Raw genomic sequence first — 25204 nt, 5'->3', positions numbered from 1 at the left:
CGTACCATATACTCTATAGTTAATTTCGGAATAAAGGAGTCTTGATCACTCCTTTTTTTGTTTGACGGGGGGAATTATTTCGATGAAACTTGGAGTCATTATCATACAAGTGTTATTTTTACATGTGTTTTTATTTCTTGGTGCGGCCTTAAAAGAAATTGTTCCACTTCCCATCCCAGCATCCATGTTCGGACTATGCCTGCTTTTTCTTGCCCTTTATTTTAAGATTATCAAATTGGAATGGGTGGAAAGGGGAGCGAATTGGCTGTTGGCGGAACTGCTGCTTTTCTTCGTCCCTTCTGCTGTAGGGATTGTTAACTACGATGAAATTCTTAGTGTCCAGGGTGCAGAAATCGTTGGCTTGATCGGGGTTAGTACAATCATTGTGATGGGAATAACGGCACTAATTGCAGAAAAAATAACGGGTGGGAAAAGGAGTGAGCAGCATTGATGATGATTTTGTTTACGGTCATAACTTTTGTTATTTATCGTTTGTCTAAAAAGGCCTACGCAAAATGGAGTTTGTTCTTTTTTCATCCATTACTGCTTGCACCAATCCTTTTAATTGCGTTAATATCAGTTACCCATGTATCAGCTAATCAATATCTGGAAGATTCCAAGTGGCTGACACACTTACTTGGACCGGCAACAGTTGCGTTTGCTGTCCCCATTTATAAAAACTTGAGTGTCATTAAAAAATATGTTGGGACGATTGTCATCAGTATTACCTCAGGCACACTAGTGGCGATTTTTTCTACCTTCGGTTTATCGAATTTATTCCATTTGAAATACGACTTTATCACTTCAATGCTGCCAAGGTCGATTACCACCCCAATTGCGATCGAAGTTTCAAAGGAAATTGGCGGTCTGCCGACCTTGACGACGGTGTTCGTCATTATAACAGGAATCATCGGTGGTGTGGTCGGACCATCGGTGATTAAAGGGCTTTCGATTAAAACACCCATTGCCAGAGGTCTTGCCTTGGGAATGGGCGCACACGGGGTAGGCACAAACAAAGCGTTTGAGTATGGGAAACAAGAAGCCACCTTCTCCTCACTGGCGATGATCTTCGCAGCACTAATCACCTTAATTTGGGGAGCGTTCCTCATTCCATCGTTAATGAACTTTAATATCCACCATCTGTTTTAGATTTCAGGTTTTGGGTGTCAGGTACCATGTGAATTTTTCACATGGTACCTGACACCCTTTTAATGTTCACAGTACTGTAACAGGTAGAGTGAAATAATGGAAAGACGATGGAAATAATAATGAGTGTAAGGGAGATGCATTAAACAAGCGCGTTCCTATTTAAGTGTTCAAAGTACGAGGGAGGTGGACCATTAGTAATTGAAATCCGCTTGTTTTGCATTGACATCTTTACAGATTGGAGGGATGTGGAGTATCAACTGCTAGTGGAGGGTCAACTTGGATTCTTTGTCCAGGCAGGAAGTTATCTTTCAAAATCCTGAATGAGGGATTAGTACAGTTGAGATGAAGAACCTCCATAATCCATAATCTTAAGGTGTTCAATTGTTCGAGAGTGAAGCATGATTTATAAAAAAGGGGTGAGATGCTTATAAGCTAATGATAGAAATAAGGACCACTGCTAGAGAAGGATAAGAATCGGAGGGATGTCAATGAAATAAACATTCCCTAAAAGGCGGGGCGGTCCCCGAAGTACTGCTGTACTTTTTAGGGAATTGATATATAGCCTAAAAATGGGCCATCTCAGTTTTATCTGAGAGGCCCATTATTCATTACTAGTCATTTCTCGTTCCAAACTACGAAGATGGTTAAACATTTTAGTTAAAGTGAGTTTCATATTTGTAGTTGCTCCTGTGTAACAGATAGGAACATCAGTATGAACAAGGGTAGTTTTTACCTTTTGATATATAGAGTGATTGTTTATTGATTCATTAAATAAAACAAGGTCAACATGTAAGAGAAAGTCCCAATCGATATTTACTTCGTCGGGGCTAATAAATCGACAAGTAGGAAGATAGCCCTTTAATTGATCCTGCCATCCTTTTAGACCACCGATAACGACACATTTCCATTTATTAATATAATCAGCCAATTCCTCTTCGCTCTTTTCTTCATCTAATAATTCGATCGACCGATGATTCCTGCTAAGCTGTTCATTCAGTTTTGCTTGTAACGAGAGGATTTGCTGATTTTGCTCTTCAATGACGAACTCTTTTTTCTTTAGCTGTCGCTCCAGCTCTTGTATGGTTTCGGCACACTGAGTATTAGATTCAGTTAATTCTGAGAGTGTTTCCTGATTGGAAGTTTCTACCTTTTCTAACATCGTAATTTTGCTTTCAAACTCTCTTTTTAAATGGATGAGCTCATTCTGTGCTTCTTCTTGCGAAGTGATAATTAACTGATGCTTTGTTGAATTGTAATCTTCTGCCAGCCCATTGATAATTAAATAGGTTCCGAGGAGACTATAAATATCTTCTTCAAGCAATAACTGCTTCGATTCAAAGCACAAGGCAATAATTTCTTTCATTTTTGCATGATTGATACTAGTAATATTCTGGAGATCAATCGGATCAATATTACAATATTGGAGGATAATGCCCATTTTACTTAAGGCTTTGTAAAACTGATGTTGTTTGATCAGTTCGTTGATGCTTTCATGATCTTCCGCTAAATCGAGGTCACGCTCTGACGCAAGCTGCTGGCGATGAACGTCATTTAACGACGTGATTAAGTGATTTAATGGTAATTGAAAGTCTTTTTTAGTTAATCCAATCGACTGATATTGCTTAAAAAAGTCTTCCGCCTCGCTGCTTATTTCTGGCTGGAATTCTCTGGACGTAAAAATTTGCTTGATTGAGTTCTGGATCAGACTTACATCAAATTCATCAAAGAGAATTTGTTTATTCAGTACTTTACATAAGTAAAGAGCAACTCCAAATAAATGGGCAGAATGAATGGTTTTTTCATAGTTGTTTCTTTTCACATATTCTAAGAAACGTTCACGTAACTCATAAAAATTAACCAATTTTTTATTATTAACAAAATTAAAGACAAACCGATATCCTTTTTTAATGAATTTCATTGTAAGGTCATTTTTTTGTAATGTCCGTTCATGGAGATAAAGCCCGATAAACTGCTGGATTGCTCGGTAATTGAAGACGGACAAACTGGCCAGCCTATGATCGTTATAATAAGGGCTGGTTTTAAATAATTCATAATAGTCATCCTTGTGCTGCTTATAAACTTCAGCAATATCTTCGTGGATGATATGCCTCGATCCAATCGCAATCGTGAGGAGCAAATCGAAATCTGGAATATCTACAATCGTCATAAACGAATCAAAACTTGCCGTTAACTGTTGATAGCCATTCATATAGGAACCTACCTTTTACCCCAAGAGTTTCAACTTTAATTTTGAGAATCTACTCCCCATATTATCATGAAATAATGAATTCGGACAGAAGGTGTCAGGTACCACAAAAAGACACCCATAAAAAATAAGCCCAGAATGTTTACTGGACTCTTAGAGTGAACTGCCTTTTAGGTGTCTTTCTATGCTTTATTTGGAATGCGGTTTTGTTTTTGATAGCGAGTTTTGAACATTCCGGTTGGTTTTTCCCAAAAGTATGCTAAGTGTTCTGTATTTTGATTAAAGATTTCAATCAATTCATGAAAATTCCTCATTTCATAGACAGTAAAGGCCACGCCATTTTCTGTTTTTACTTGAAAATAGCAGGTAGTCGTGTTATTTTCGCCTGCAGATTCTTTCTCGTAATAGAGGGTGTCGGTTACGTCCTTCCACGCATAATCATTAACTGATGTACCTTTTCGATTACTGTCGATGGTGACAGTAAAACCATGGTCATGACAGACTACGGTGGTGTCGTTGGCAAAGTAATACATACAAAGAAAAATGACAAGGGCGAGAATGACAACAATGGAGCCAATTAATACATTAATAAACATAAATCCAATTCCGATAAAACAGAAAATAAGTCCAAAAATACCAGAAGATTTTGAGGCTGTTTTATTTGAGAATTCTCTTTGCATAAAAACCCTCCTTTAGTAAGAAGGGTATGCAATCAATGGTCTTAAATGACTAGACATGTCTTCAAGCATTTAAAAAATTATTCGACAATTTGTGCGGAACTTAAAGATTCTTTACAGAGAGTTAACCTCGTTTTTAGTGGATACTAACTGTAAAAGTTCCCGAACCGCATAAGAAAAACCATCTTCATCATTGGTCTTTGTAATGAGATCGGCTTTTTCTTTAACAAGTTCAGGGGCATTCCCCATGGCTACAGAAGTGGTTGCCACTTCAAACTGAGCCAGGTCATTTCCGCCATCACCAAAGGCAATGATTTCATCAAATGAAAGATTCATCATTTGCTGGTAACGTAGTAAAGCTTTTCCTTTATGGGCATCACTTGAAGTGATTTCAACATTATTTGGAAAAGAAGAGGCGATTGAAATATCAAATTTACCGGCTAAAGCGTTTTTAACTTCATCAATTTTTTCTATTTGCTCTGGGTGGACCAATGCAATCATTTTATAGATTTTTAGATTTTCTTTTTCAAGGATTGTCTCATAATTGAATTCTTGGAAGAGGGTATCAAGCTCTTGTTTGCTCTTGCCGTGTAATGGAGGCAAAGTGGACGGAAAACCACCATGGTTGGTGTACACAAGAATACCAACACCTAGTCCTTTTAATAGCGCAAAGATATTTTTATAGGTTGAAGTGGTCAACGTAGCCTCGTACATTAGTTCTCTTGTTTCTGAGTATAAAACGGAACCATTGATACAAAAAATCGGAATCTCCATATTTTGAACAGCCTTTAGCTTGATCACATCTGCATAGGCTCGGCCTGTGTTTAAAATCAGACAGTGGCCTTGAACCTTTAATTCTTTTAGAACATTCTCGTTTTCTACGGATATTTCATGCTGAGAGTTTAATAACGTACCGTCTAAATCTATTGATATACATTTCATCTTTGTCTTAATTCCTTTCCATTGCATCATACAATCTACTATATCAGATTTAAATCCGAAATGTGTTTCCAAATTTATGGTTATAGGTGAAATAGGGTACCTGACACCATCAATGAAAATATGCTTGGTTATCTGACATTAGGGTTGAAATTACAATTTTTTCCTTCTATAATCAATACCATAACTTAATTGGCCGGTGGAGTGTTTTTCAATTGCTCACGTTACTTTTTCACGCATCCTTTTTTAAGAATAAGAGATCAGGAGTGAATAGTGATGATTTTGAGAATGAGTGAAATTAATGGATTTCTTCATGACTTTGAAAAGTATGCCCGTCTGGATGGTACGAAATATTTTCTGACTTTACACACGGTTCGTCCCAATGGAACACTCACGATTATGAAGTATCAGGATGGAAATTTTACCTACCACCGAAAAAATGAAAATTATTGGGATATTAAAGAAATTGATATTGAGTTCGAAATGTTATCTGAAATCATTTGGGGATTTAGGCAAACCATCAATGAAATGATTTTAGAAGGTACGTTTGCATAAGTGTTGTTTTTTCAATAAAAGCAGCGAAGCCTTTGCCAGCCAAAGGCTTTTTTCTATTGGCTAACTGCTGAAAAACAAGTATTTTTTCAAAAATTTGTGGACAATATATAGGCGAGGTGATGAAATGGCAACGGCAAATTTAGGTGATACAATTTCCTTTGAACGGGACGGAAAAAAGTATGAAGGTGTCGTTTCTGGAATTAGGGAAAATTCGGTTATGGTTCAATATGGTTTTTCAAAGGAAAAAGATGAACCACTGACTACTATTGTCAACCATAAAAATTACAAAATTAAAAAGTAGGATCATCGAGTGTGGGCTGAGCGGTCTCCACTCGTTTTTTTATGTAGAAATTATTATTCAGAAAAATCAAATTATTAATTGACAAATACCTATTTTTTGTACAAGAATAGACTTGTGATGTAAACATCAAAGGGACCAAAACGCGAAAAAATGACCCATCACTCTCATATACTAAAGAGGAGTTGGTTATATGTTTTCCCCATTAACCCCATTAGACTGGAAACGCAGGGCGGTCAAGTATTATCCGAATAAAACAGCGGTTATCGATGGTGACAAGGAATTTACATATCAGGAGTTTGGCAAGCGCGTCGATCAACTTTCTGCTGCCCTGTATCAAGCAGGAATAGGTCAGCATGACCATGTGGCAGTTATGCTGCCTAACACGCATTATATGCTGGAATGTTTCTATGGAATCTGCCAGCTTGGTGCTGTCATGGTCCCGCTAAATTACAGGCTATCAGCGGATGATTTGGAGTATATCATTCGTCACAGTGATGCGAAAATGTTAATTGTTGATGAGGAATTTTGCGGTCCAATTGAAAAAATCATCGACAATCTTTCGCTTGAAAAAACGATAATTGTTTCAGTACCAGGAAAGAATACGTCGTTAACTGGTGTAGATTATGAGGATTTTCTTCAGAATACTTTGGAAACGCTTGCGCTGCCAAAGGTAGAGATTGATGAAAATCAGTTGCTCACGTTAAATTACACAAGTGGCACGACTTCCAAACCTAAGGGAGTCATGCTTACGCATCGTGGCAATTATTTAAATGCGGCTAATTTCATGTATCATTTGGGTGTCAATCATGATGATGTATATCTTCATACATTGCCGATGTTTCATGCCAATGGCTGGGGTGGTGTATGGGCGCTGACTGCAGCAGGCGGGACGCATGTTTGTCTAAGAAAGGTTGACCCGCCGTTGATTCTTGATTTATTTGAGAAAAGGAAGATCACACTTCTATGCGGTGCGCCAACGGTTGTCAATATGTTGGTTAATGAGCCAAAGGTGAAAGAAATTAAGATTCAAACCAGCCCTCGGATGGCAACTGCCGGGGCACCTCCAGCAGCCGTCTTGATTCAAAAAGCACAAGAGCTTCTTGGCTTAAATATGATTCATGTGTATGGTCTGACGGAAACCTCCCCATTCATCCTTTACTGTGAGTGGAAAAAAGAATTCGATACCAAGCCAGCTGATGAGCAAGCCGAAATCAAGGCACGACAAGGAATTGAACTTGCATTTAATGGTGAAACAAAAGTCGTTCATCAAGACGGAGAAGAAGTAGCATGGAACGGAGAAGAATTAGGTGAAATCATCACACGCGGAAACGTCGTGATGTCAGGATATTATAAAGATCCAATCACGACCGCGGCGGCAATCAGGGATGGCTGGTTCCATACCGGTGACCTGGCTGTAACCCATCCAGATGGGTTCATTGAAATACGAGACCGTGCGAAGGATTTGATTATTTCTGGTGGTGAAAATATATCTTCTACAGAGGTAGAAGGAGTCCTCTATAAGCACCCCGATGTATTGGAAACGGCCGTCATTGCAATACCTGATGAAAAGTGGGGCGAGGTTCCAAAAGCAATTATTGTTTTAAAGCCTGAATCCAAAGTAACTGAAGATAGTATCATTCAGTTTTGCCGTTCACAACTTGCGCACTTTAAAGCTCCAAAGTCAGTGGAATTTGTTGTTGCCTTACCCAAAACAGCAACAGGGAAACTGCAAAAATTCCGGTTAAGAGAAATGTACTGGGCCGGCCCGAAAAGAGTTAATTAACTAGCTGAGATTGGAGTTCCTTCCTCTTTAATGAGAAAGGGCTCCTTTTTTTCGTATCCGGATAGAACCTTTTGCTGCTAATTTTGAAGTTCTTCTTTGGAAGTCTTTTTTTTTTAGATTTCTTCGTTATTAAAATGATCCAAGAATGAACCTGTAAATTAGGTTCATAATAAAACAAAAAGGAGGGAGCACAGGATGGATCAAAAGTATAATACCGATGATGATGCCAATGTTGAATTAAAGAAAGCGTTAAGCAAAAGTAAACCCAGAAGTAACCCCAATATGAGCGAAGCTGAGCAGAAAATGAAATATCAAAATAAGCAAAGCTAGTGAAGCAATTTGAATGGGTCAATAATGTGAGGTGAGCAACAATGACGAAGAAAAATCCCATTGAATACACAGGGGAAGTTCTGGACCAAAGAAATGATCTTACAGGTCCCGCTGATGAGAAGGGCACCTATCCAAAACGCCCACAGCATGTTTCAATCCAGAACGAAACTCGTAAATAGAGTTGAAAATTATGGTTTACATAATCATTGGAGTGAGTGCTTTTTAATCAGTGTTAGGAGTTGAATAAACTAAGGAGGTGGAAATAACATGGAAACATCATTAAAGGTTGGTGAGATAGCTCCAGATTTTTCATTAACGGCGACGACAAAAGAAAAAATCGTCTTGTCAGAGTATCGTGGCAAGAAAAACGTCGTCGTAGCCTTTTATGGGATGGACTTTACACCCGGCTGAATTAAGGAAATTTCCTCTTGGAAAGAGGATTACAAACGATTTGAGCAATTAGATGCCGAAGTTCTTGGGATTAGTGTCGACCATATCCACTCTCATCGGGTGTTTGCAGCGAGCATGGGAACCCTGCCATACCCGTTATTATCGGATTGGTTTAAAGAAACGGTAAAAAGTTACTATGTTTTGAATGAAAAAGGTGGAACAGCGATTCGCTCCGTCTTTGTGATCGATAAAGCTGGCTTGATAACCTACATAAACACCTCGTTTAAAGCAGATAAGAAAGAGGATTATGAAGCAGTTTTTAATGAACTTGAGAAATTAACCCAGCAATAAAAAAGGTGTCAGGCACTCGATTGAACCAGTGCCTGACACCTTTTTCTAATAGTCTGTTACGTCTAGGCCTCTTTCAAGGAAGACTTCGATCACTTCGCTGATTTGAAAGGAAACCTGAGGCAGGTCGTAATTTTCAAAGGCGTGCTCGCAGCTCGTTTTATAGTTCATTGTTTCATCATAATGGGCCATATGGCGGGCAATGTCTTGATCATTATCTTTGCGTTCCTTTTGCCGTTCAATCACGGTATCGCGGTCAGCAAAGATGAAAAAGCGCATTACACGCTCACCGTACATTTGCTTTAATTTTTCGGTTCCTTCAGGATTTAATGTAAGGTAAACAAGGTTATGGGATTCAAACGCCTTAACAATATCCTCTTCACGGATGCCATAGTGGATTCCATCGATATCCACACTTTCAAGAAATTCCTGATTTTCTTGCATCTTTTTAAAGGTGTCTTCATTAATAAAATGGTAGTCTTCTCCATCTATTTCGTAATGACGAGGGGCACGAGTGGTGTAAGAGAGAACCGTTTCCATATCAAACGCGGTTGCTACCATTTTGGCAATCGTTTTTCTGCCAGAACCATCTGGCCCAGTGTAAATAAATAGTTTTTCTTTGTTCTTAATTTTATACATGGAAAACCTCCTAAAAATGAATTATATAAAAAAGCAATTGCTTTTTAGTATTACACCATAATATGGACGGATTGGGATAATTTTATTATAACAGATATCAGCCTGAAAGTTTGACTTTTCTGAATTTCTGATAGACTGTAATGACCTATTTTTAATATATGAAACCTTTACTCTATAAAAATTCCAGGGTAATTCTCCTAATTTATATCTATTTTTACTATTTAACTATCAAACTATTCTTCGCCTTTTTACCATTAACACGAACGAATGACAAATTTAGAACGATACATACAATGACTGGAATTTGGTATGAATCTTGAAATCCTACGTATATGTAGTAAGAAAATGAAAAATTCAAGGATTAGAAAGGGGAATTTACTTTGTGGAGCTATCCTAATCATGTAAATGGACCTTTTAATATGTATAGTTACTTTATTGGATCGAATCCGCCCACGTCCGTCAATCCAACACCAATTTTTCCAAAAATAAGTAAATCAGCCTTTTTAAGTCCGTTCACTTGTATTATCGGTGATGTCACGATTCGGAGGAATACGTTTGTCGCTCCTTTTGTCAGTGTTCGCGCAGATGAAGGGACGCCATTTCATATTGGGCGCAATTGTAATCTACAGGATGGTGTGATCCTTCACGGCTTAAAAAACAAACAGCTGGAGGTGGACCAAAAAAAATATTCGATCTATATTGCTGACGAGGTATCCTGTGCGCATGGGGCGCTCATTCATGGTCCCTGTCAGATTGATAGAAATGTTTTCATCGGTTTTAAGGCAATTGTTTATCATGCGCATGTTGGCGAGGGGAGTTTTATTGCCTCCGAAGCGGTTGTTACGGGGGGAGTAACTGTTAAGCCGGGCAGCTTTGTTCCGCCTGGGGCCCATATTGATTCGCAGCAGAAGGCGGATTCCTTATCCCCAGTTCCGAAAGATGAAGTGGAGTTTGCCAAAGAAGTCCAGCGGGTTAATCAGGAATTTCCGGCAGCCTATTCCATTTTATTTGGAAAAAACAAGTGTACATGTGGACTTTCGTGTTAAACATATCTAAATCGCTTTGACTTATAATTGCACCTTGCAAGGAAATCATCCGTTAAGTAGGTTTGCATTACTAGGCAATCTCTGTTAAAGTAAAGAAGAATTATTTTTGTTTGTCGGTAGGATAATAAGTGCTAAACTTTCTGTCTTGAAGATCTGAGCAAGGATAGTAACACAATGTGTGCAAATGCACACGAGGAGGAAACAACAAATGGAACAAGGTAAAGTGAAATGGTTTAATGCAGAAAAAGGATTCGGATTCATCGAACGTGAAGCAGGAGACGACGTATTCGTACACTTCTCAGCTATCCAAAGCGAAGGTTTCAAATCTTTAGACGAAGGTCAAGCTGTAACATTTGAAGTAGAACAAGGTCAACGTGGACCCCAAGCTACTAACGTTCGCAAAGCATAATAAAAACCAATAGATAAAAAAGACTCTCTAGTAGAGTCTTTTTTTTTGTGCCTATAAAAACATGCAAAAACAATAAAAAACCCTACTCGGCAGTCGAGTAGGGCGGATATCTGAATAACGTAAAGCAAATGGTATACAGAGTATAACACACAATCATAGTATTCCCTAATCATTTTTTTATCTACCCCTTACCATTATATTCCAAAACACTCTTAACCATATTAAGGCGAAATTTACCTTTTTGAAGGGTTTTCATCCTATATTGTTGAAATAAGTAAAGAAAGTAAGAAATTTTGGGTGAGGTGGGAGAATGGACGATATCCAATTTGCATTTATAGATGAGTCTGGTGATTATGGGTTTGATTTTGAAAATCAACATGTCTCTACCCACTTTATTCTCGTTGCTATCCTAGCAAAAGAGTCTAATAAAGCGGTATTAGAACAGGAGATTGATAAGGTTAGAGAAAAGTATTTTCGAAATGAAGCCATTCAATCTGATAAAATAGACAATCCTCATCTAAGAATTCAACTATTAAATGAACTAAAGGATTTACCTTTCAATATCTATGCCTATGTAGTCGATAAAAGAAAAATTCGAGAAGATAACGGGATTACATTCGAAAAGACATTTATTAAATACATAAATCGCTTGATTTATGATGACTTAAAACGAACGTTTGACCAACTTGATCTTGTTCTTGTTGAACAGGGAACGAATGAATTCATGACAGAATTTAAAACCTATATCATGGAAAAAACTATCCCCGATTTATTTAATTACACCACCTTTGGATTTAACAACAGTACATCAGAACTCCTTCTTCAATTAGCTAATTTTATAGCGGGAACGCTTGCGCAAGGGTATGATAGAACACAGCTCTCTCTGGATTATCCTCTTTTTAATAAAATCCTAAAAAAGAAAACCATTGCTATTAATTTATGGCCGCAGAACTATACAAACTACTATCATGATTACATATCCAGGAATCAGGACCATCCCTTTGATGAGGTTATTTTTAAACAGTCCGTAAACTTAGCCCTTCAATATCTTGAAAAAAATAAAAGAAGTGAAGAACTTGACGAGAAAATTAGAATCGATTTCCTCAAATTTCTGTTATTCAACCTGAGAGAAAATCCAAATGAATATGTTTTTACCCAAGAAATTTTAGATAACCTAAATGCTATAAGAGTGAACAAAATCAATCATCATTACTTTCGATCAAACATCGTCTCAAAACTGCGTGATAGAGGACTGTTAATTGCCAGCAGCAATAAAGGCTATAAACTGCCGGTTTGTTTAGCTGACCTATATGATTTTGTTCATTTATCAAGCTTGACCATCCACCCGATGATTCAAAGAATATCTAAGTGCCGCAATCAAATTTTACTGGCCACAAACAATGAAATCGATATACTTGAAAACAATGAATATGAATATCTGAAGAAAATCATTGAAATGGAAAAAATATTGGTTATGGAATAAAAGGTCAGTCCTAGTCCAACTGGGACTGACCTTTATTTGGTGTTAGCCTAACCCGAAAGTTGAAAACAAGGGGATGTTTGATTTACCATAAAATCAAAGCAATGAGAGGAGTAAAAGTATGGAATCTAATGATGTACATGCAGTTTATAAAAAGCTAATAGATGCATGGAATGAGCGCAGTGCGGAGGGAATGGCAAATCTATTTATTGAAGATGGTGAGAGTATCGGATTTGACGGCAGTCAATCGCTTGGCAGACACGAAATATTCTCACACTTAAGACCAATCTTTGATCATCATCCAACCGCACGCTTTGTCAGTAAAGTTAAGGATGTCCGTTTTTTAAGTTCTGAGGTTGCTTTGTTGCGAGCAATCGCTGGAATGGTGCCTCCGGGTCAATCGGATTTTAATCCAAACGTGAACACGCATCATACATTGGTTGTTGTTAAGAGAGATGGAGAGTGGCAGATCCAACTGTTTCAAAATACTCCCGCTCAGTTTCACGGCAGACCAGAATTAGTAGAACAAATGACAGAAGAGTTAAGAGAGTTGTTACAATAGAACGGTTTAAAAAAGGCATCTTTCCAAAGCGGGAGGATGCCTTTGTGTATTATAAGACCGTTTTACCAGCTGCGAATTGGTGGGGATCCTGGCGCATGCTGGGCCATATGGATAACAGGAATCGTGTAGGCGATGATGACTAAAGCAATCGTAATCCCAATCCAAACCGACCAGCGTTCAAGAATGGCTGGCGGTTTCGGCTGTTCTTCCCCCACTTCTCCAATTGGAAAATCAACTTCGCTTTCTGCTTTTGGTGCAAAGAACCATAAATAAACAATGTTAATCAAAAATAGTACCGCACTCAAAAATAGAATAATACTGCCGATTCCTGTAAAGAGTCGGTACGGTTCCCACACCTCAGCAGCAGGATGGTTGTTATAAGTTGTATAGGACGTGCGGCGCGGTTCACCGAGAACACCGACTATATGCATAGCTGTTGACATAATTAACATCCCAATTGTCCAAATCCAGCATTGAATTAACCCCAAGTTGTTGGCAAATGGGGTTAATTGCCGGTTCCTTAATGAAGGTACGAGCCAATAGGCAATCGCAAAAAAGGTTAAGATTACCGCTGCGGCAATCGTGATATGAAAATGACCGGTAATGAACAGGGTATTGTGAACGACCTGATCTAATTGAAAACTAGCGTTAACGACACCGCCAGCACCGGCGGGGATAAAAATCAGCATCCCGAGAAAGGTGGAGACGAATCTGACATCCTTCCACGGTAATTTAGTAAACCAACCAAATAAACCTTTTGCCCCTTTGCTACGTCCGGCTAATTCAAACGTAGCAATCAATGCAAACGCGGTCATCAGTGAGGGGATGACCACCAGCATCGTCAGGACTACCTGCAGGAATTTCCAGAATGAAGAAACACCGGGCTCCATCAGTTGATGGTGAAACCCAACAGGAATTGAGTATAGTATAAATAAAATAAACGTTAATCTCGGCAAGGAATTACTGAATATTTTTCCGCCTATAATCTTGGGAATCTGGACATACCAATAAATATAAGCTGGCAGCAGCCAAAAATAAACGAGCGGATGGCCAAAATACCAGAAAAAAGTCCGGCTGAGTTCGACATTAATCTTATCCGTCCAACCTAAGGACCACGGAATTAATTGGAAGAGGACTTCAATCGCAACCCCGACGGTACAAATGAGCCAAAGCACCATTGTCGCAACCGCCATATAGGCAAACAACGGGGAGGATTCACCAGGATGCTTCTTCCGCCAATGATGGTAATTCATAAAAATAGCGATTCCGCTTAACCAGCTACCCACCACGACTAATGCAAGCCCAATATAAAAGATTGGTGAAGCCTGCATGGGAGCATAAAAGGTGTAAAGAACGGTCGCATCATTTGTTATGATCATCATCAAGCCTAACAGTGTCCCAATCACCATCATGTAAAATCCAATCCAGGCAACCATATTAGCGGAAGGCAATAGCTTCCCGCCCAATGTTTTAGCAAGGCCCGAATACAGATAGCCAATAATAAAAAAGGTGGTAAAAATAAGCGCCAGCGAAACTCCGTGCGCCGTTAACAATTGATAATACCCAATATTACTAGGAAGCGTGATAAACCCCGTCCGCTGCAAGGCTTGGACCAATCCTGCCACCACTCCAATGAGAAACGCAATAAAAGCAAAACCAAGGTGAGCGAGGATGAGCCGCCGGTCCTGAACATGAAAGCTCATCTGATCAGACGAGCGATCGCGTAATGTATTCTCCATAACACATACTCCTTCTTTAGACTACTTTTAATTTCCCCATCATTGCCTGGTGTCCCGCCCCGCAATATTCGTGACACAGCATGAGGTAGTCTCCAGCCTTTTTAAAGGTGTAGGTAAATTCAGCCACATGTCCTGGTATCACCATAATATTGACATTGGTATGGGGCAGGTAAAGTCCGTGAACGACATCGGGACTGGTAATTTCAAAGTGCACGGTGGAGCCGGCTGGTATCTCGAGTTCACCTGGTAAATAGGAAAACATTTGCGCAACCATGGTTGCTTTGTACTCGTTTGGGCCAATTTGAACAAGAGCAGGCTTATTAAAAGGTGCACTCGTTCTGACTTGTTCAGGCGGGACCGTTTTCATATGGCCTGGCGGCTGTAATCCAAGTCCAATTGCTAACGTTCCGAGAATGATCAGGAATATAAACAACGATGTGATCCCAATCGTCAGCCAGATTCGCTCGTAGCGGGGCAAATGCATATTACTAAACATATAATCCTCCTGTCATTTCCATAAAGTAGTGGTCATCGTTTGATATAGACATAGAACATGACGATCCAAAAGAGAAGAATAAGGAACCCAATAATCAAAACGGAAAAAAATGTTCCGCGTAACTCTTCTTTTTCCGTCGCATCAGAGGTTGTTTTTCCCTGCTGAGTCATACTACCACCCCTTTCATTTCCATTACTTACCCATTAGACAGTTATTTACCAAAAAGACCAATTTCATAATTGCATGATAGAAAGTTTTATAAAGAGAAGGGTGTCAGGTACCATGTGAAAACTTCACATGGTACCTGACACCCTTTTTCCTCTAAGCATTTATTTTTGATTTCTGCATTTCTATTGTTACTATAGTAGTAATCTCTATGGAGAAAGGAATTTAAAAATATGGCATCAATTAATATACCTGTATCTGTTTTGAATTTAGCGCCGATTCGGAAGGGACACAGTCCGAGTCAAGCGATTGAGGCGATGGTTGATCTTGCGCAAGCCGTTGAGAGCATGGGTTACGCGCGCTATTGGATTGCAGAACATCATAATACTGCGACACTTGTCAGTTCAGCCACATCGATCTTAATCAAACATGTGTTAGAACATACGAATACCATTCACGTTGGTTCTGGCGGGATTATGCTCCCAAATCATTCCCCGCTGATTGTGGCTGAGCAGTTCGGTACATTGGCGACGATTTATCCGAACCGAGTTGACCTTGGACTCGGCCGAGCTCCTGGCACAGATATGATGACGGCAAATGCCTTAAGACGCTCGAAAAATGATTCGGTTTATACCTTCCCCGATGATGTGCAGGCATTACTAACCTATTTTGGACCAGAAGAGCAGCAAAGCTATGTGAAAGCCTATCCTGGTGTCGGTACGAATATACCGATTTATATCCTTGGTTCTTCGACTGATTCTGCCTATCTAGCGGCAAGCTTAGGTCTGCCATATGTATTTGCCTCACACTTTGCGCCAAGATTTATGGAAGAAGCCATCTCGATTTATCGGAATCGTTTCCAGCCTTCTGAATATTTGGATCAACCATATATGATGGTGTGTTGTAATGTCATTGCGGCGGAAACAGACGAAGAAGCTAAATTTTTATCGACCACGATGCAGCAATTTTTCTTAAATGTCGTTCGTGGTACCCAAAATCCACTACAGCCGCCGGTGGAAAGTTTGGATGAGATTTGGACCCCAATAGAAAAAGAAATGGCTGCAACGAAGCAAAGTGTAACATTTTTAGGAAGCAAAGAAACTATCCGCCAACAGTTGACGGCTTTCCAGAATGCTTACCAAGTCGAGGAACTGATGGCTGTTTCGTATATCTATGACACGGAAAAACAAAAACGGTCGTATGAAATATTAAAAGAAATTGTTGATGGAAAGTAAACGAATGCAAGAAGACCAGAGGGGACAGCCGTTTCCCTCTGGTCTTTTTCTATTGTGTTCACCATTTATACATAAATGAGATAAAGGTATTAATCGTTTAATATCGAAATATAATTATGTAAAATCTGGTAGTTAGGGGGAAAAATAATGCGGAATCAAGAAATGCTCCTCATACCTGGACCAACGCCAGTCGTTGATTCAATTTATGACGCACTTGGACAGGAGACTCGAGGGCACACAGACCCAAGATTTGTGACTATTTACAAAAATGCAATCGAGAAAACAAGGGAAATGCTGAAAACGGATGGGGAAGTATTTGTTATTTCCGGGTCTGGAACAGTAGCAATGGAAATGGCGCTTGTCAATACAGTTGCAGCTGGGGAAAAGCTTTTAGTAATTAGTCACGGGTATTTCGGAGACCGTTTTATTAAATTAGGTGAAGCATTTGGCATAGAAGTTGAGGTCCTGCAAGCCGAATGGGGAAAACAAGTATCTCCGAGTGCTGTCGAGGAGAAATTAGCGAATGGAAACTTTAAAGCGGTGACCATTACCCATGCTGATACGTCTACAGGTGTCGCTGCCAATTTAGACGTCCTTGTGCCAATGATTAAAAAACATCAAGCGCTTGTCATTCTTGATGGTGTGTGCGCTACTGCAGCAATGGAAGAGGATATGAGCAAAGTATATGATGGTGTCGATGGCAAAATTGATGTTATTTTAACGGGTTCTCAAAAAGCAATTGGTGTACCGCCCGGGTTGGCCATCGTTGCCTTTAATCAAACAGCTCTTGCGACACGTGCGAAAATTGAACGAGTTCCTGCTTATTATTGTGATATCTATAATTGGATTCCCATTATGAATGACCCCGGAAAGTACTTCGCCACTCCACCGGTCAATCTCATTTATGCCTATGATGAAGGAATGAAACTGGTATTAGAGGAGGGAATGGAACGAAGATACAAGCGCCATGCTGCCTTCGGAAATGCGGTAAGATCGGCACTGGCTGTCTATGGGATGAAGGCGTTAGCGGAAGAAGAGGCTGCTGCCGCCACACTTAGTTGTATTCTTTATCCAGATGGAATCGATGATGCTGCATTCCGTGCCTGTCTCGCCAAAAAAGGGGTAATCGTAGCGGGAGCCCTTGCTCACTTGGCGGGAAAAGCGTTTCGCATTGGTCATATGGGAAATACTTCAGAAAAAATGCTCGAGGATGCCATTGTTCTGATTGGAGATACGCTGAATGAGTTAGGCTATCCTGTTCAGATCATGGAAGCAGTCGATTGCTTTAAGAAGAAAGTAGCACTACGAGTTTAATGTTCTTTTATCAAGCCCGTTAAGAGAAAAAATCACCCGGTGAGGGTGATTTTTTCGGTTAGCTATTTTCTGTTTGAAATTGGATCATAAATTCCTTAAATGCTTGGCAGGCCTCAACTGGAACGGCATTATAAGCAGAGACGCGGCATCCGCCGATCGAGCGGTGACCATTAACACCAACAAAACCTTCCTGTTTAGCCTGCTCTAAGAATTTCTTTTCTAAGTCCTTCGATGCTAAATTAAAGGTAAGGTTCATGAGGGAACGACTGTCCGGTGTAGCATGGCCAATGTAAAAACCATTACTAGAGTCGATGGTTTCATAGATCAAATTCGCTTTTCGCCCATTCTGCTCGGCAATAGCAGATAATCCACCCAATTCACGAGCCCAGTTAAGCACCTCACCAAGCATATAAATGCCAAAGGTTGGCGGAGTGTTATACAAGGAGTTGTTTTTAGAGTGCGTGCTGTACTTCAACATCGTTGGGATAGTTGGGTTTGCCTGTTCAAGCAAGTCCTTGCGAATAATCACAACCGTTACACCTGAAGGTCCAAGGTTCTTTTGCGCACCCGCATAAATTAATGCAAACTTGCTGACATCAATAGGCTTAGACAGGATATCACTCGACATATCGGCGATTAATGGTACCTCACCAGTGTCAGGGAAGTTCTTCCATTGTGTGCCATAAATCGTATTGTTAGAGGTTAGGTGAACATAAGCGTCAGTTGAATTGTACTGTAATTCTTCCACCGCTGGAATGCTCCGGTAATTACCTTCTTTGGTGGAAGCCACATGGTACACATCACCCAATAGTTTGGCTTCTGTATAGGCCTTTTCTGACCATGAACCTGTCATGACATAGCCGGCTTTTTTCCCAGGTTGTAAAAAATTCATCGGAATCATTGAAAACTGGAGGCTGGCACCACCCTGTAAGAAGAGTACTTCATGTGTATCAGGAATCGACAGCAATTCTTTTAATCTTTCAATCGCTTGATTATGTACCTCCTCATAGGCTTTGCTGCGGTGGCTGAGTTCCATAACAGACATGCCCGTACCTCGAAAATCAATCAGTTCTGACTGAGCTTTTTCTAAAACCGAAATGGGTAAAGCGGAAGGACCTGCATTAAAATTATACGTACGGTGGACTTTTACCTTCATTTTAATCACTCCATTTTTTCTTTCCTTGACTATATCACAATTATAAAAAATTCGGAAAATAAATTTAATTTTGAAAACGCTTAACCTTTACTTTTTTTAAAAAAATAAATACACAGCAGAAGAATATCGAAACATTCCATCCTTTTTAGATAAGTCTAGAGCCAATTGGGTATATTATTTTTATGAAAAATGAAATGAGGGAAAATTATGGATTTAAATCAATTAGAGAATTTAGGTGAAGAGTTAAGGTCAGTCGGCCATAAGAGACGGCAAATCGTCGAAAAAATTGTGGCGGAAGTTCAGGAGAGGGATGTTGAGTCATCGAACGATTTATATATGGAACTAATCAACATTTCTGACCAAGCAATAGAAATTATAGATCGTCAAAAACAATTGATTGATAAGGAAGTTCAAAAGTTGCATTGATACGAAAGAAAAACGCCAGCGTGAAGCGAGTTGGCGTTTTTTAAATCACTATTTACGATTTCGTTTGTTGTTGTCATTATCCGTTAAATTATCGACAACGTTTTTAGTTGCATCTACTGCGCTCATTGCCACGTTTTCAGTGGTTTCTAATGCACTATGAATCGTATGAAATGCAGAACCGGCAGTTTCTTTAATACCTTCTGTCACACTTCTGTTATTTTTATTTTGATTCGACATCTTATCTCACCTCCTGAACAAATATAGGTTATGTTGTATCTAAGGGATTATTCAAGTTGCGGACTTTTGTACTTCCTATATGACATCAAGAAGAGAAGGATTCCCCTATAGTTCCGGATAACCTTTCGCTGCATTATCAATAGTAATTAAAGCCTAGATAGATGACATAAAAAATAATAGCGGCAATGGCGATAATCCAGACCAGAAATACTGGATTCAATAAATAGGGATGTTTTTGCGTTTTTTCGTTAATCGGTGTATCGAATTCACTCGATCTGGTACTGACCATTCTTCCTGTCCCTAAGGTAAATACTAAACCGCCAATCAACACTAACAATGCGATACCAGACAAAATGAGATGCCAATTACTCATGTGATGACCACCTTTTTTTCATATGGTTTGAGGAATGGTGGTCATTTATTCATTTCAAGGGTAGATTTTCTTTTCGTATATAACAGAAAAAAGCTGAAAAAGGTTGCGTGACCTTTTCCAGCTTTTATTAGTTAATATTGGTCAATTCGGATAAATGAACCAACTGAATATTATAGATACTTTCTACTTCCTTAATTTCACAGTATCCAGAATTATACTTATAAAGAATAATATATTTTTTTCCATTGTAAAGGACATGTTCCATTTTATCTCTCCATCCTTGATTAACTTAATAATATTGTAAAATCTCAATACAAATGAATATATGAAGTTAACGTAAATATTATGTAAATTTTTTTCAGCAGACGATTCAATTCAGTTAGAAAAATACACTCCTGTGGAAATGTAATATGATAAGATATTTAATAGATTACAGCTATGGCTTAGGGGGAAGAAACATGAGCAAGAAACCGATTATCGGCATTACAGGTGCCTACGTGAAACATAACGACTATATGGAAGGTGTCTATGTGCACCATGATTATCATAAAAGTGTAGCAGTCAATGGAGGAATACCGATTATCCTTCCATATATTAATCCTGAAATAGCACTAGAAACGCTTGAATTGTGTGATGGAATTATCCTCAGCGGGGGAGAGGACGTCGACCCCGAGCTTTATGATCAGGATCCGCATCAAGAATTAGGTCCAACTACGCCGGAGCGAGACTTAGCGGAAATAGCGATGGCAAAATATGCACTCGATAACAATATCCCGCTGCTGGCCATTTGCAGAGGTGTTCAAATTTTGAATGTCGCCCTCGGCGGTACCTTAATTCAGGACATCCCATCTCAAGTTCCTGCTTCCATCCAGCACGCACAGAAGATTGATAGAAGTTTGGATACCCATTGGGTAAGCATTGCAAAGGATAGTAAATTATTTGACATTATTAGCTCTGAACGGGTCCGTGTGAATAGCCTTCATCACCAAGCAATTGGTCAAGTATCCTCAGAACTTCGTGTGGTTGCCCAATCATCTGACGGGATTGTTGAAGCGGTGGAGTATATCCATCCAACCACATTTACGCTTGGTGTCCAATGGCACCCAGAATCGATGGCAAGTACCAATACAAAGATGAATCAGATGTTCACTGAATTTATCAAAAGTTGCTCGAAAGTCACTGTCTAAACTTGAAGGGGATGAATCAGTTAATGGATAAAATTTATCTTGATTACAATGCCAGCACACCGCTTGCCCCTGAAGTTATTGAAGCGATGAAGCCGCTCTTGGAAGATTTTTACGGGAACCCTTCAGCCTTACATTGGGCGGGGAAACCAGTAAAAGAATTATTACAAAAGGCCAGGGAACAAGTGGCTGATTTAATTGGCTGTTCCCCTCGAGAGATTATTTTTACAAGCGGGGGCAGCGAAGCTAATAATCTTGCTTTAAAAGGTTTCTATTTTAAAAACCAGCATAAAGGCAAACACATCATTACCACTAAAATTGAACATCCAGCGATAATGAACCCTTGCAAATTTCTAGAACGGATTGGGGCAAAGGTCACATACTTAGACGTGGATCAATATGGGAAGGTTTCACTAGAAGAAATAAAAAAATCGATTACGACAGAAACAATTTTGATTTCGATTATGCACTCTAATAATGAAACAGGTACCTTACAACCAATCAAAGAGATTGGGGAATTAGCAGAGGAACATGGGTTTGACTTTCATACCGATGCTTCTCAATCGGTTGGAAAAGTTCCGGTAAATGTAAATGAGTTAAAAGTAGATATGCTCACAATCGCCGGGCACAAACTCTATGCACCGAAAGGAATTGGGGCGTTGTATATTCGAGAGGGGATTCAACTGGAGCCAATCATCCATGGAGCGGGACATGAGTTTGGAGTTCGAGCGGGTACGGAAAATACCTTGTTGGCAGTTGGCTTAGGTAAGGCTTGCGAGATTGCAAAGCATTTTGTTGCGGATCATAGTTTGAAGGATTTGACCAACTATTTTTGGAATCAATTAAAGGAAGCATTCGGGGATCAAGTAGTCCTAAATGGCCATCTGGAGGATCGGTTGCCGAATACTTTGAATGTAAGTTTCGTCGGAAGAGTAGGTCAAGACCTGTTAGATGGGATTCCACAATTGGCGGCATCAACTGGATCGGCCTGTCATGCCGGGAGTGTGGAATTATCACCGGTATTGAAGGAGATGGGTGTGCCTGTTGAGGTTGGAATGGGTGCGATCCGCTTTAGTTTGGGCCGGTTTACGACGAAAGATGAAATAGATGAAGTGGTCGGGGCGTTAAAAGGGATCGTTTAAGGGGAAGGGGACTAACATTTCTTGTTAGTCTCTTTTTTATCAGAGGTTATTCGTGTGTATCCAGATTCGCTGATTGAACTAAGAGATTCGCTGATAGAACCTGAAAATTCGCTGATAGAACTAAGGGAATCGCTGATGGAACCTGAAAATTTGCCAATAGAACTCAGGGATCTATGTTGAGATTATGTATTCGCCCATAAATCTCATAGATTAGCCCATAAAACATGAGAATTCGCCCATTAAACCCGAAAATTCGCCCATAGAACACCCAAATTCGCCCATAGAACTCTCCAAACCACTCTGATAAAATCGGTTCAGGTCTCAAATGAGAGTGATTTATCCCTTTTTTGGCTATTCTAATTAGATTTACCGACCCTAATTGGTATTTTCTTTATGGAATTTTAGAAAAAAACATAGCTGATAGAAGTTTCATTAAATTGAAGATGATTTTGCAGGACCTGCACGCGCCGAAATGGTAAAATAATAAAATATAGAGAAAAGGAGCCAGAAGGATATGAATCAAGTGGAAATTATCGCACGTAGAATACTAGGTTGGAAATTAAATAGATGGGATCGATGGTACGATTTTGAATCTGAAACATTTATTCCGGTTTCTGATTTTCAACCAGAGCAAAACCTTGATCACGCCATGCTAATCGTAGAAAAATTAAAGGAATTTGGATTTACCTATACAACGAATGGGGTATCCGAAGCTTGCTTTAATGATATCTGTGAAACAGGCGAGACGTTAGCCCAAGCAATCACGAATGCAGCCTTCACCATCGCGGATAATAGTTCAATCGCTGAGGGATGGTTGTAGCTTTTTCACCCTATTACATATAAAAAGCTTGTAGAAAAAGTCCAATTGGACCCAATCTACAAGCTTTTCTTATGGCTTCGTAACACTGTAATAAACCCATCCAAAATCTCGTGACTAACAGAAAATCCTTTTCGCTGATAAAATTCTAATGCGTCATCATTGCCATTGGAGACATAAATAAAATAATCCTCGACCTCATTAAATTGCTGTAACCAATCCATCGACATATTGAAAAGTTTCGAACCAACCCCATACTGACGATACTCTTCCTTAATATAAAATTGTGTTAAACAACCAACATTATTTTTACGAACGGAAGAAAGGTCAAAAAAAGTGGCAAAGTCATTGGAATAAGCCTCTTTAGGTGAAATATTCGAATAGACGTAACCAACAATTTTCTCGTCATCTTTCACAATCACAATATAATTGTGGATGGCGCTTTTTATCGACGGAACCATCCGCGTGTCAAAATTCATGCTGTCAAACAACTCCGGTGTTATGTATGCTTTCGATTTTTGAAAGGCCATCAATTCATTGCATAAATCTCGGCAGTATTCTATTTCATTATCCGAAATCACTTGATAGGTTAAATTCATTTTATCCCTCTCCTTATCAAAAGAGCGCTCAGTTTAAATTAAACCGAGGCGCTCTAAACCGTAACGGACACCGTCTTCTTCCGAAGAGAGCGTCACCATATTGGCCACTTCTTTCAACTCCGCGCGGGCATTTCCCATGGCGACTCCCATTCCAACTAATGACAGCATTTCCAGATCATTTAAACCATCTCCGAAGGCAACTGCCTCGTCAGGCGCTATCCCAAGCTTTTCTAACAATTTTGTGAGACCAACGGCTTTGTTTGAATTAGAAAGATTGACATCACAGGTTCTGGCACCTGAAGTCCATCTCCGGAAATCTAATTCGGGCACCTCTCTTTGATAGTGTAATTCTTCCTCCACATCACAATGAAGAAACAATTGATAAATTTCCTGATCCGTCCAAAACTGCGGCGGGGCAAGTTCAGGCTTCCACGGATCTTGCTGGTAGGCTTCGACCACAAAGGGATGGCTTAAATCCGTAACTTTAAAGCTTGTTTTACTTAGATATGTGAGCGGATGTTTGTGTTGGTTAGACAACTGATGAACTCTTTCTAACACGTTCTTATCAATGGCACTCTTATAGATTTCTCTCCCTTGATGAAAGGCATAGGCTCCGTTAAAAAAGACCATCGAGGTAACGCCTGTTTGTTTTATGATTGAATCGGAAAAATATGGGGCCCTTCCCGTAGCAAGAACAACTTCCTTACCGTTTGCTCGTAACCGCTCGATGGCATCCTTTGTAGCATGACTAAGCGTTTTTCCATGCGGGAGGATGGTTCCGTCTATATCTAAGATGACAACCTTATAATTCATAAAACACACTCCTAATATTTAACAGATGTATCTAAAGAAAGTATAACATGTTTGATGGAAAACCTTAGCAAAACACTCTTATGATAGGTTTATTCCGTGTATTTAAATTTGAGTGAGGGATTCATTATATATTTACAGGATATTCCTAGTCAAATGATAGAGATTTATTATGTGAGGGGATTCAAATATTTACTATAATTTAATTATGTAAACTAATGTAATGAAGGTCTTTCATTATTGAATAAGTTTTCTGAAGATTATCCTAAAAACGTTCATGTGGAAATAAGTTTTGGAAAATATGGAAAAAAGGATTCGATCTTCTGAAGGGATGATTGCTTTTCGGACAGAAGCAGAAAAAAACAAGATGCTCGAAGAACTGGATAAGTTAGGTGAGGTTGCAAGGAAAATGAGAGGACCCATCCGCTGGATTAAAACAGCCCCTTGGTATGAAGCGGTTTGGACCTTTCAATCAACCGTTCTTCCGCCGATTATGACTAGTGACCCTAGGTACCGGGATTTTGCTGGGAAAATGAAGTTATCGATTGATACGCTTGTAGTGAGAAGTAAGGTGGTTATGGAGGTACTTGATAAGATGTTGCTAGTTAATGAAAATAAAAATAAGACTCCGACTTAAGGGAGTCTTATTTTTTGATAAGATATGAAAGTATAAGTTTTGAACTTAGTTTACTGTCTA

31 protein-coding genes are annotated in these 25204 nt (G+C 39.4%); 19 read left to right on the top strand and 12 right to left on the bottom strand.

The window, feature by feature from the left end; genetic code table 11:
• The first annotated feature begins 82 nt into the window (after window positions 1-82).
• The gene (locus V7121_RS15940; RefSeq protein WP_335497206.1) at window positions 83-451 is read left to right on the top strand and encodes a CidA/LrgA family protein; all 369 of its coding nucleotides are present in this window, start codon (window positions 83-85) and stop codon (window positions 449-451) included.
• Window positions 451-1149, top strand: coding sequence for an LrgB family protein (locus tag V7121_RS15935; protein ID WP_335547209.1), 699 nt, complete (start codon window positions 451-453; stop codon window positions 1147-1149). The genes V7121_RS15940 and V7121_RS15935 overlap by 1 nt, the downstream gene beginning before the upstream one ends.
• A gap of 601 nt (window positions 1150-1750) precedes the next feature.
• On the opposite strand, the gene V7121_RS15930 is transcribed toward V7121_RS15935, so the two are convergent.
• The 3 genes from V7121_RS15930 to V7121_RS15920 form a co-directional block, all read right to left on the bottom strand.
• Window positions 1751-3358, bottom strand: a complete 1608-nt coding sequence (locus tag V7121_RS15930) for a hypothetical protein (protein WP_335547193.1) — start codon at window positions 3356-3358, stop codon at window positions 1751-1753.
• A 179-nt stretch (window positions 3359-3537) separates the two neighbouring features.
• A complete protein-coding gene (locus V7121_RS15925) occupies window positions 3538-4035 on the bottom strand; it encodes a hypothetical protein (protein WP_335497201.1) in 498 nt (165 codons plus the stop codon).
• A gap of 111 nt (window positions 4036-4146) precedes the next feature.
• Window positions 4147-4974, bottom strand: a complete 828-nt coding sequence (locus V7121_RS15920; RefSeq protein ID WP_335547191.1) for an HAD family hydrolase — start codon at window positions 4972-4974, stop codon at window positions 4147-4149.
• Window positions 4975-5247: 273 nt separating this feature from the next.
• Here V7121_RS15920 and V7121_RS15915 point away from each other — a divergent pair, with 273 nt between their 5' ends.
• The 6 genes from V7121_RS15915 to V7121_RS15890 all read left to right on the top strand — a co-directional run bounded on the left by V7121_RS15915 (window position 5248) and on the right by V7121_RS15890 (window position 8681).
• Window positions 5248-5526 (top strand): hypothetical protein, encoded by a 279-nt coding sequence (locus tag V7121_RS15915; RefSeq protein WP_335547189.1) that lies wholly within the window; start codon window positions 5248-5250, stop codon window positions 5524-5526.
• A 124-nt stretch (window positions 5527-5650) separates the two neighbouring features.
• Window positions 5651-5827 carry a DUF2187 family protein gene (locus V7121_RS15910; protein ID WP_335497193.1) on the top strand — a complete coding sequence of 59 codons (177 nt, stop codon included), beginning with the start codon at window positions 5651-5653 and terminating at the stop codon, window positions 5825-5827.
• Window positions 5828-6017: 190 nt separating this feature from the next.
• Complete coding sequence (locus V7121_RS15905; protein WP_335547187.1) at window positions 6018-7610, top strand: long-chain-fatty-acid--CoA ligase; 1593 nt, start codon at window positions 6018-6020, stop codon at window positions 7608-7610.
• Between the two features lie 195 nt (window positions 7611-7805).
• Window positions 7806-7940, top strand: coding sequence for a hypothetical protein (locus V7121_RS15900; RefSeq protein ID WP_335497188.1), 135 nt, complete (start codon window positions 7806-7808; stop codon window positions 7938-7940).
• 41 nt (window positions 7941-7981) lie between these two features.
• Window positions 7982-8119, top strand: a complete 138-nt coding sequence (locus V7121_RS15895; protein WP_335497186.1) for a hypothetical protein — start codon at window positions 7982-7984, stop codon at window positions 8117-8119.
• A gap of 88 nt (window positions 8120-8207) precedes the next feature.
• A complete protein-coding gene (locus V7121_RS15890) occupies window positions 8208-8681 on the top strand; it encodes a redoxin domain-containing protein (protein ID WP_335497185.1) in 474 nt (157 codons plus the stop codon).
• A gap of 45 nt (window positions 8682-8726) precedes the next feature.
• Here V7121_RS15890 and V7121_RS15885 read toward each other — a convergent pair whose 3' ends face one another.
• Complete coding sequence (locus V7121_RS15885) at window positions 8727-9317, bottom strand: guanylate kinase (RefSeq protein WP_335497184.1); 591 nt, start codon at window positions 9315-9317, stop codon at window positions 8727-8729.
• Between the two features lie 380 nt (window positions 9318-9697).
• Between V7121_RS15885 and V7121_RS15880 the strand changes: the two genes are divergently transcribed.
• The 4 genes from V7121_RS15880 to V7121_RS15865 all read left to right on the top strand — a co-directional run bounded on the left by V7121_RS15880 (window position 9698) and on the right by V7121_RS15865 (window position 12814).
• Window positions 9698-10363 (top strand): carbonate dehydratase, encoded by a 666-nt coding sequence (locus tag V7121_RS15880; RefSeq protein WP_335547186.1) that lies wholly within the window; start codon window positions 9698-9700, stop codon window positions 10361-10363.
• A 208-nt stretch (window positions 10364-10571) separates the two neighbouring features.
• On the top strand, window positions 10572-10772 hold the full coding sequence (locus tag V7121_RS15875) for a cold-shock protein (protein ID WP_007083691.1): 201 nt from the start codon (window positions 10572-10574) through the stop codon (window positions 10770-10772).
• A 310-nt stretch (window positions 10773-11082) separates the two neighbouring features.
• A complete protein-coding gene (locus V7121_RS15870) occupies window positions 11083-12255 on the top strand; it encodes a DUF3800 domain-containing protein (protein WP_335547185.1) in 1173 nt (390 codons plus the stop codon).
• 118 nt (window positions 12256-12373) lie between these two features.
• Window positions 12374-12814 carry an SgcJ/EcaC family oxidoreductase gene (locus tag V7121_RS15865; protein ID WP_335547183.1) on the top strand — a complete coding sequence of 147 codons (441 nt, stop codon included), beginning with the start codon at window positions 12374-12376 and terminating at the stop codon, window positions 12812-12814.
• Between the two features lie 62 nt (window positions 12815-12876).
• Here the strand turns inward: V7121_RS15865 and V7121_RS15860 are convergent, their stop codons facing one another.
• From V7121_RS15860 to V7121_RS15850, 3 genes are read right to left on the bottom strand one after another with little or no spacing between them, the layout of a single operon-like run.
• A complete protein-coding gene (locus V7121_RS15860; protein WP_335497175.1) occupies window positions 12877-14553 on the bottom strand; it encodes a b(o/a)3-type cytochrome-c oxidase subunit 1 in 1677 nt (558 codons plus the stop codon).
• Between the two features lie 16 nt (window positions 14554-14569).
• Window positions 14570-15049 carry a cytochrome c oxidase subunit II gene (locus V7121_RS15855; protein ID WP_420490592.1) on the bottom strand — a complete coding sequence of 160 codons (480 nt, stop codon included), beginning with the start codon at window positions 15047-15049 and terminating at the stop codon, window positions 14570-14572.
• Between the two features lie 32 nt (window positions 15050-15081).
• Window positions 15082-15219, bottom strand: a complete 138-nt coding sequence (locus tag V7121_RS15850; RefSeq protein ID WP_335497173.1) for a cytochrome c oxidase subunit 2A — start codon at window positions 15217-15219, stop codon at window positions 15082-15084.
• 228 nt (window positions 15220-15447) lie between these two features.
• Between V7121_RS15850 and V7121_RS15845 the strand changes: the two genes are divergently transcribed.
• Complete coding sequence (locus V7121_RS15845) at window positions 15448-16449, top strand: LLM class flavin-dependent oxidoreductase (RefSeq protein WP_335547181.1); 1002 nt, start codon at window positions 15448-15450, stop codon at window positions 16447-16449.
• A gap of 147 nt (window positions 16450-16596) precedes the next feature.
• Window positions 16597-17763, top strand: coding sequence for a pyridoxal-phosphate-dependent aminotransferase family protein (locus V7121_RS15840; RefSeq protein WP_335501093.1), 1167 nt, complete (start codon window positions 16597-16599; stop codon window positions 17761-17763).
• Between the two features lie 58 nt (window positions 17764-17821).
• On the opposite strand, the gene serC is transcribed toward V7121_RS15840, so the two are convergent.
• Window positions 17822-18919 carry a 3-phosphoserine/phosphohydroxythreonine transaminase gene (gene serC / locus V7121_RS15835; RefSeq protein WP_335547180.1) on the bottom strand — a complete coding sequence of 366 codons (1098 nt, stop codon included), beginning with the start codon at window positions 18917-18919 and terminating at the stop codon, window positions 17822-17824.
• Between the two features lie 207 nt (window positions 18920-19126).
• On the opposite strand from serC, the gene V7121_RS15830 reads away from it, so the two are divergent.
• Window positions 19127-19345, top strand: coding sequence for a hypothetical protein (locus V7121_RS15830; RefSeq protein ID WP_335547178.1), 219 nt, complete (start codon window positions 19127-19129; stop codon window positions 19343-19345).
• A 48-nt stretch (window positions 19346-19393) separates the two neighbouring features.
• Here the strand turns inward: V7121_RS15830 and V7121_RS15825 are convergent, their stop codons facing one another.
• Both V7121_RS15825 and V7121_RS15820 read right to left on the bottom strand, forming a co-directional pair.
• Window positions 19394-19582 carry a hypothetical protein gene (locus V7121_RS15825; protein ID WP_335501086.1) on the bottom strand — a complete coding sequence of 63 codons (189 nt, stop codon included), beginning with the start codon at window positions 19580-19582 and terminating at the stop codon, window positions 19394-19396.
• A gap of 136 nt (window positions 19583-19718) precedes the next feature.
• The gene (locus V7121_RS15820; RefSeq protein ID WP_335501084.1) at window positions 19719-19955 is read right to left on the bottom strand and encodes a hypothetical protein; all 237 of its coding nucleotides are present in this window, start codon (window positions 19953-19955) and stop codon (window positions 19719-19721) included.
• A 458-nt stretch (window positions 19956-20413) separates the two neighbouring features.
• On the opposite strand from V7121_RS15820, the gene V7121_RS15815 reads away from it, so the two are divergent.
• The 3 genes from V7121_RS15815 to V7121_RS15805 all read left to right on the top strand — a co-directional run bounded on the left by V7121_RS15815 (window position 20414) and on the right by V7121_RS15805 (window position 23101).
• Entirely contained in the window at window positions 20414-21142 is a 729-nt protein-coding gene (locus tag V7121_RS15815; RefSeq protein WP_335501082.1) for a gamma-glutamyl-gamma-aminobutyrate hydrolase family protein, read from the top strand.
• A gap of 23 nt (window positions 21143-21165) precedes the next feature.
• The gene (locus tag V7121_RS15810) at window positions 21166-22281 is read left to right on the top strand and encodes a cysteine desulfurase family protein (RefSeq protein ID WP_335501080.1); all 1116 of its coding nucleotides are present in this window, start codon (window positions 21166-21168) and stop codon (window positions 22279-22281) included.
• Between the two features lie 514 nt (window positions 22282-22795).
• Window positions 22796-23101: a BC1872 family protein gene (locus V7121_RS15805; RefSeq protein ID WP_335501078.1), complete on the top strand. Its 306-nt coding sequence runs from the start codon at window positions 22796-22798 to the stop codon at window positions 23099-23101.
• A 56-nt stretch (window positions 23102-23157) separates the two neighbouring features.
• Here V7121_RS15805 and V7121_RS15800 read toward each other — a convergent pair whose 3' ends face one another.
• On the bottom strand, window positions 23158-23697 hold the full coding sequence (locus tag V7121_RS15800; RefSeq protein WP_335547176.1) for a GNAT family N-acetyltransferase: 540 nt from the start codon (window positions 23695-23697) through the stop codon (window positions 23158-23160).
• A gap of 33 nt (window positions 23698-23730) precedes the next feature.
• Complete coding sequence (locus V7121_RS15795; RefSeq protein ID WP_335547174.1) at window positions 23731-24510, bottom strand: Cof-type HAD-IIB family hydrolase; 780 nt, start codon at window positions 24508-24510, stop codon at window positions 23731-23733.
• Window positions 24511-24799: 289 nt separating this feature from the next.
• On the opposite strand from V7121_RS15795, the gene V7121_RS15790 reads away from it, so the two are divergent.
• Window positions 24800-25144, top strand: coding sequence for a hypothetical protein (locus V7121_RS15790; protein WP_335547172.1), 345 nt, complete (start codon window positions 24800-24802; stop codon window positions 25142-25144).
• Window positions 25145-25204 lie beyond the last annotated feature (60 nt).

The organism is Neobacillus drentensis, from assembly GCF_036962125.1.
GTDB classification, from domain to species: Bacteria; Bacillota; Bacilli; order Bacillales; family Cytobacillaceae; genus Neobacillus; species Neobacillus drentensis_B.
Note: the sequence above shows the minus strand (reverse complement) of the source record. Positions and strands in the feature narration are given on the sequence as shown.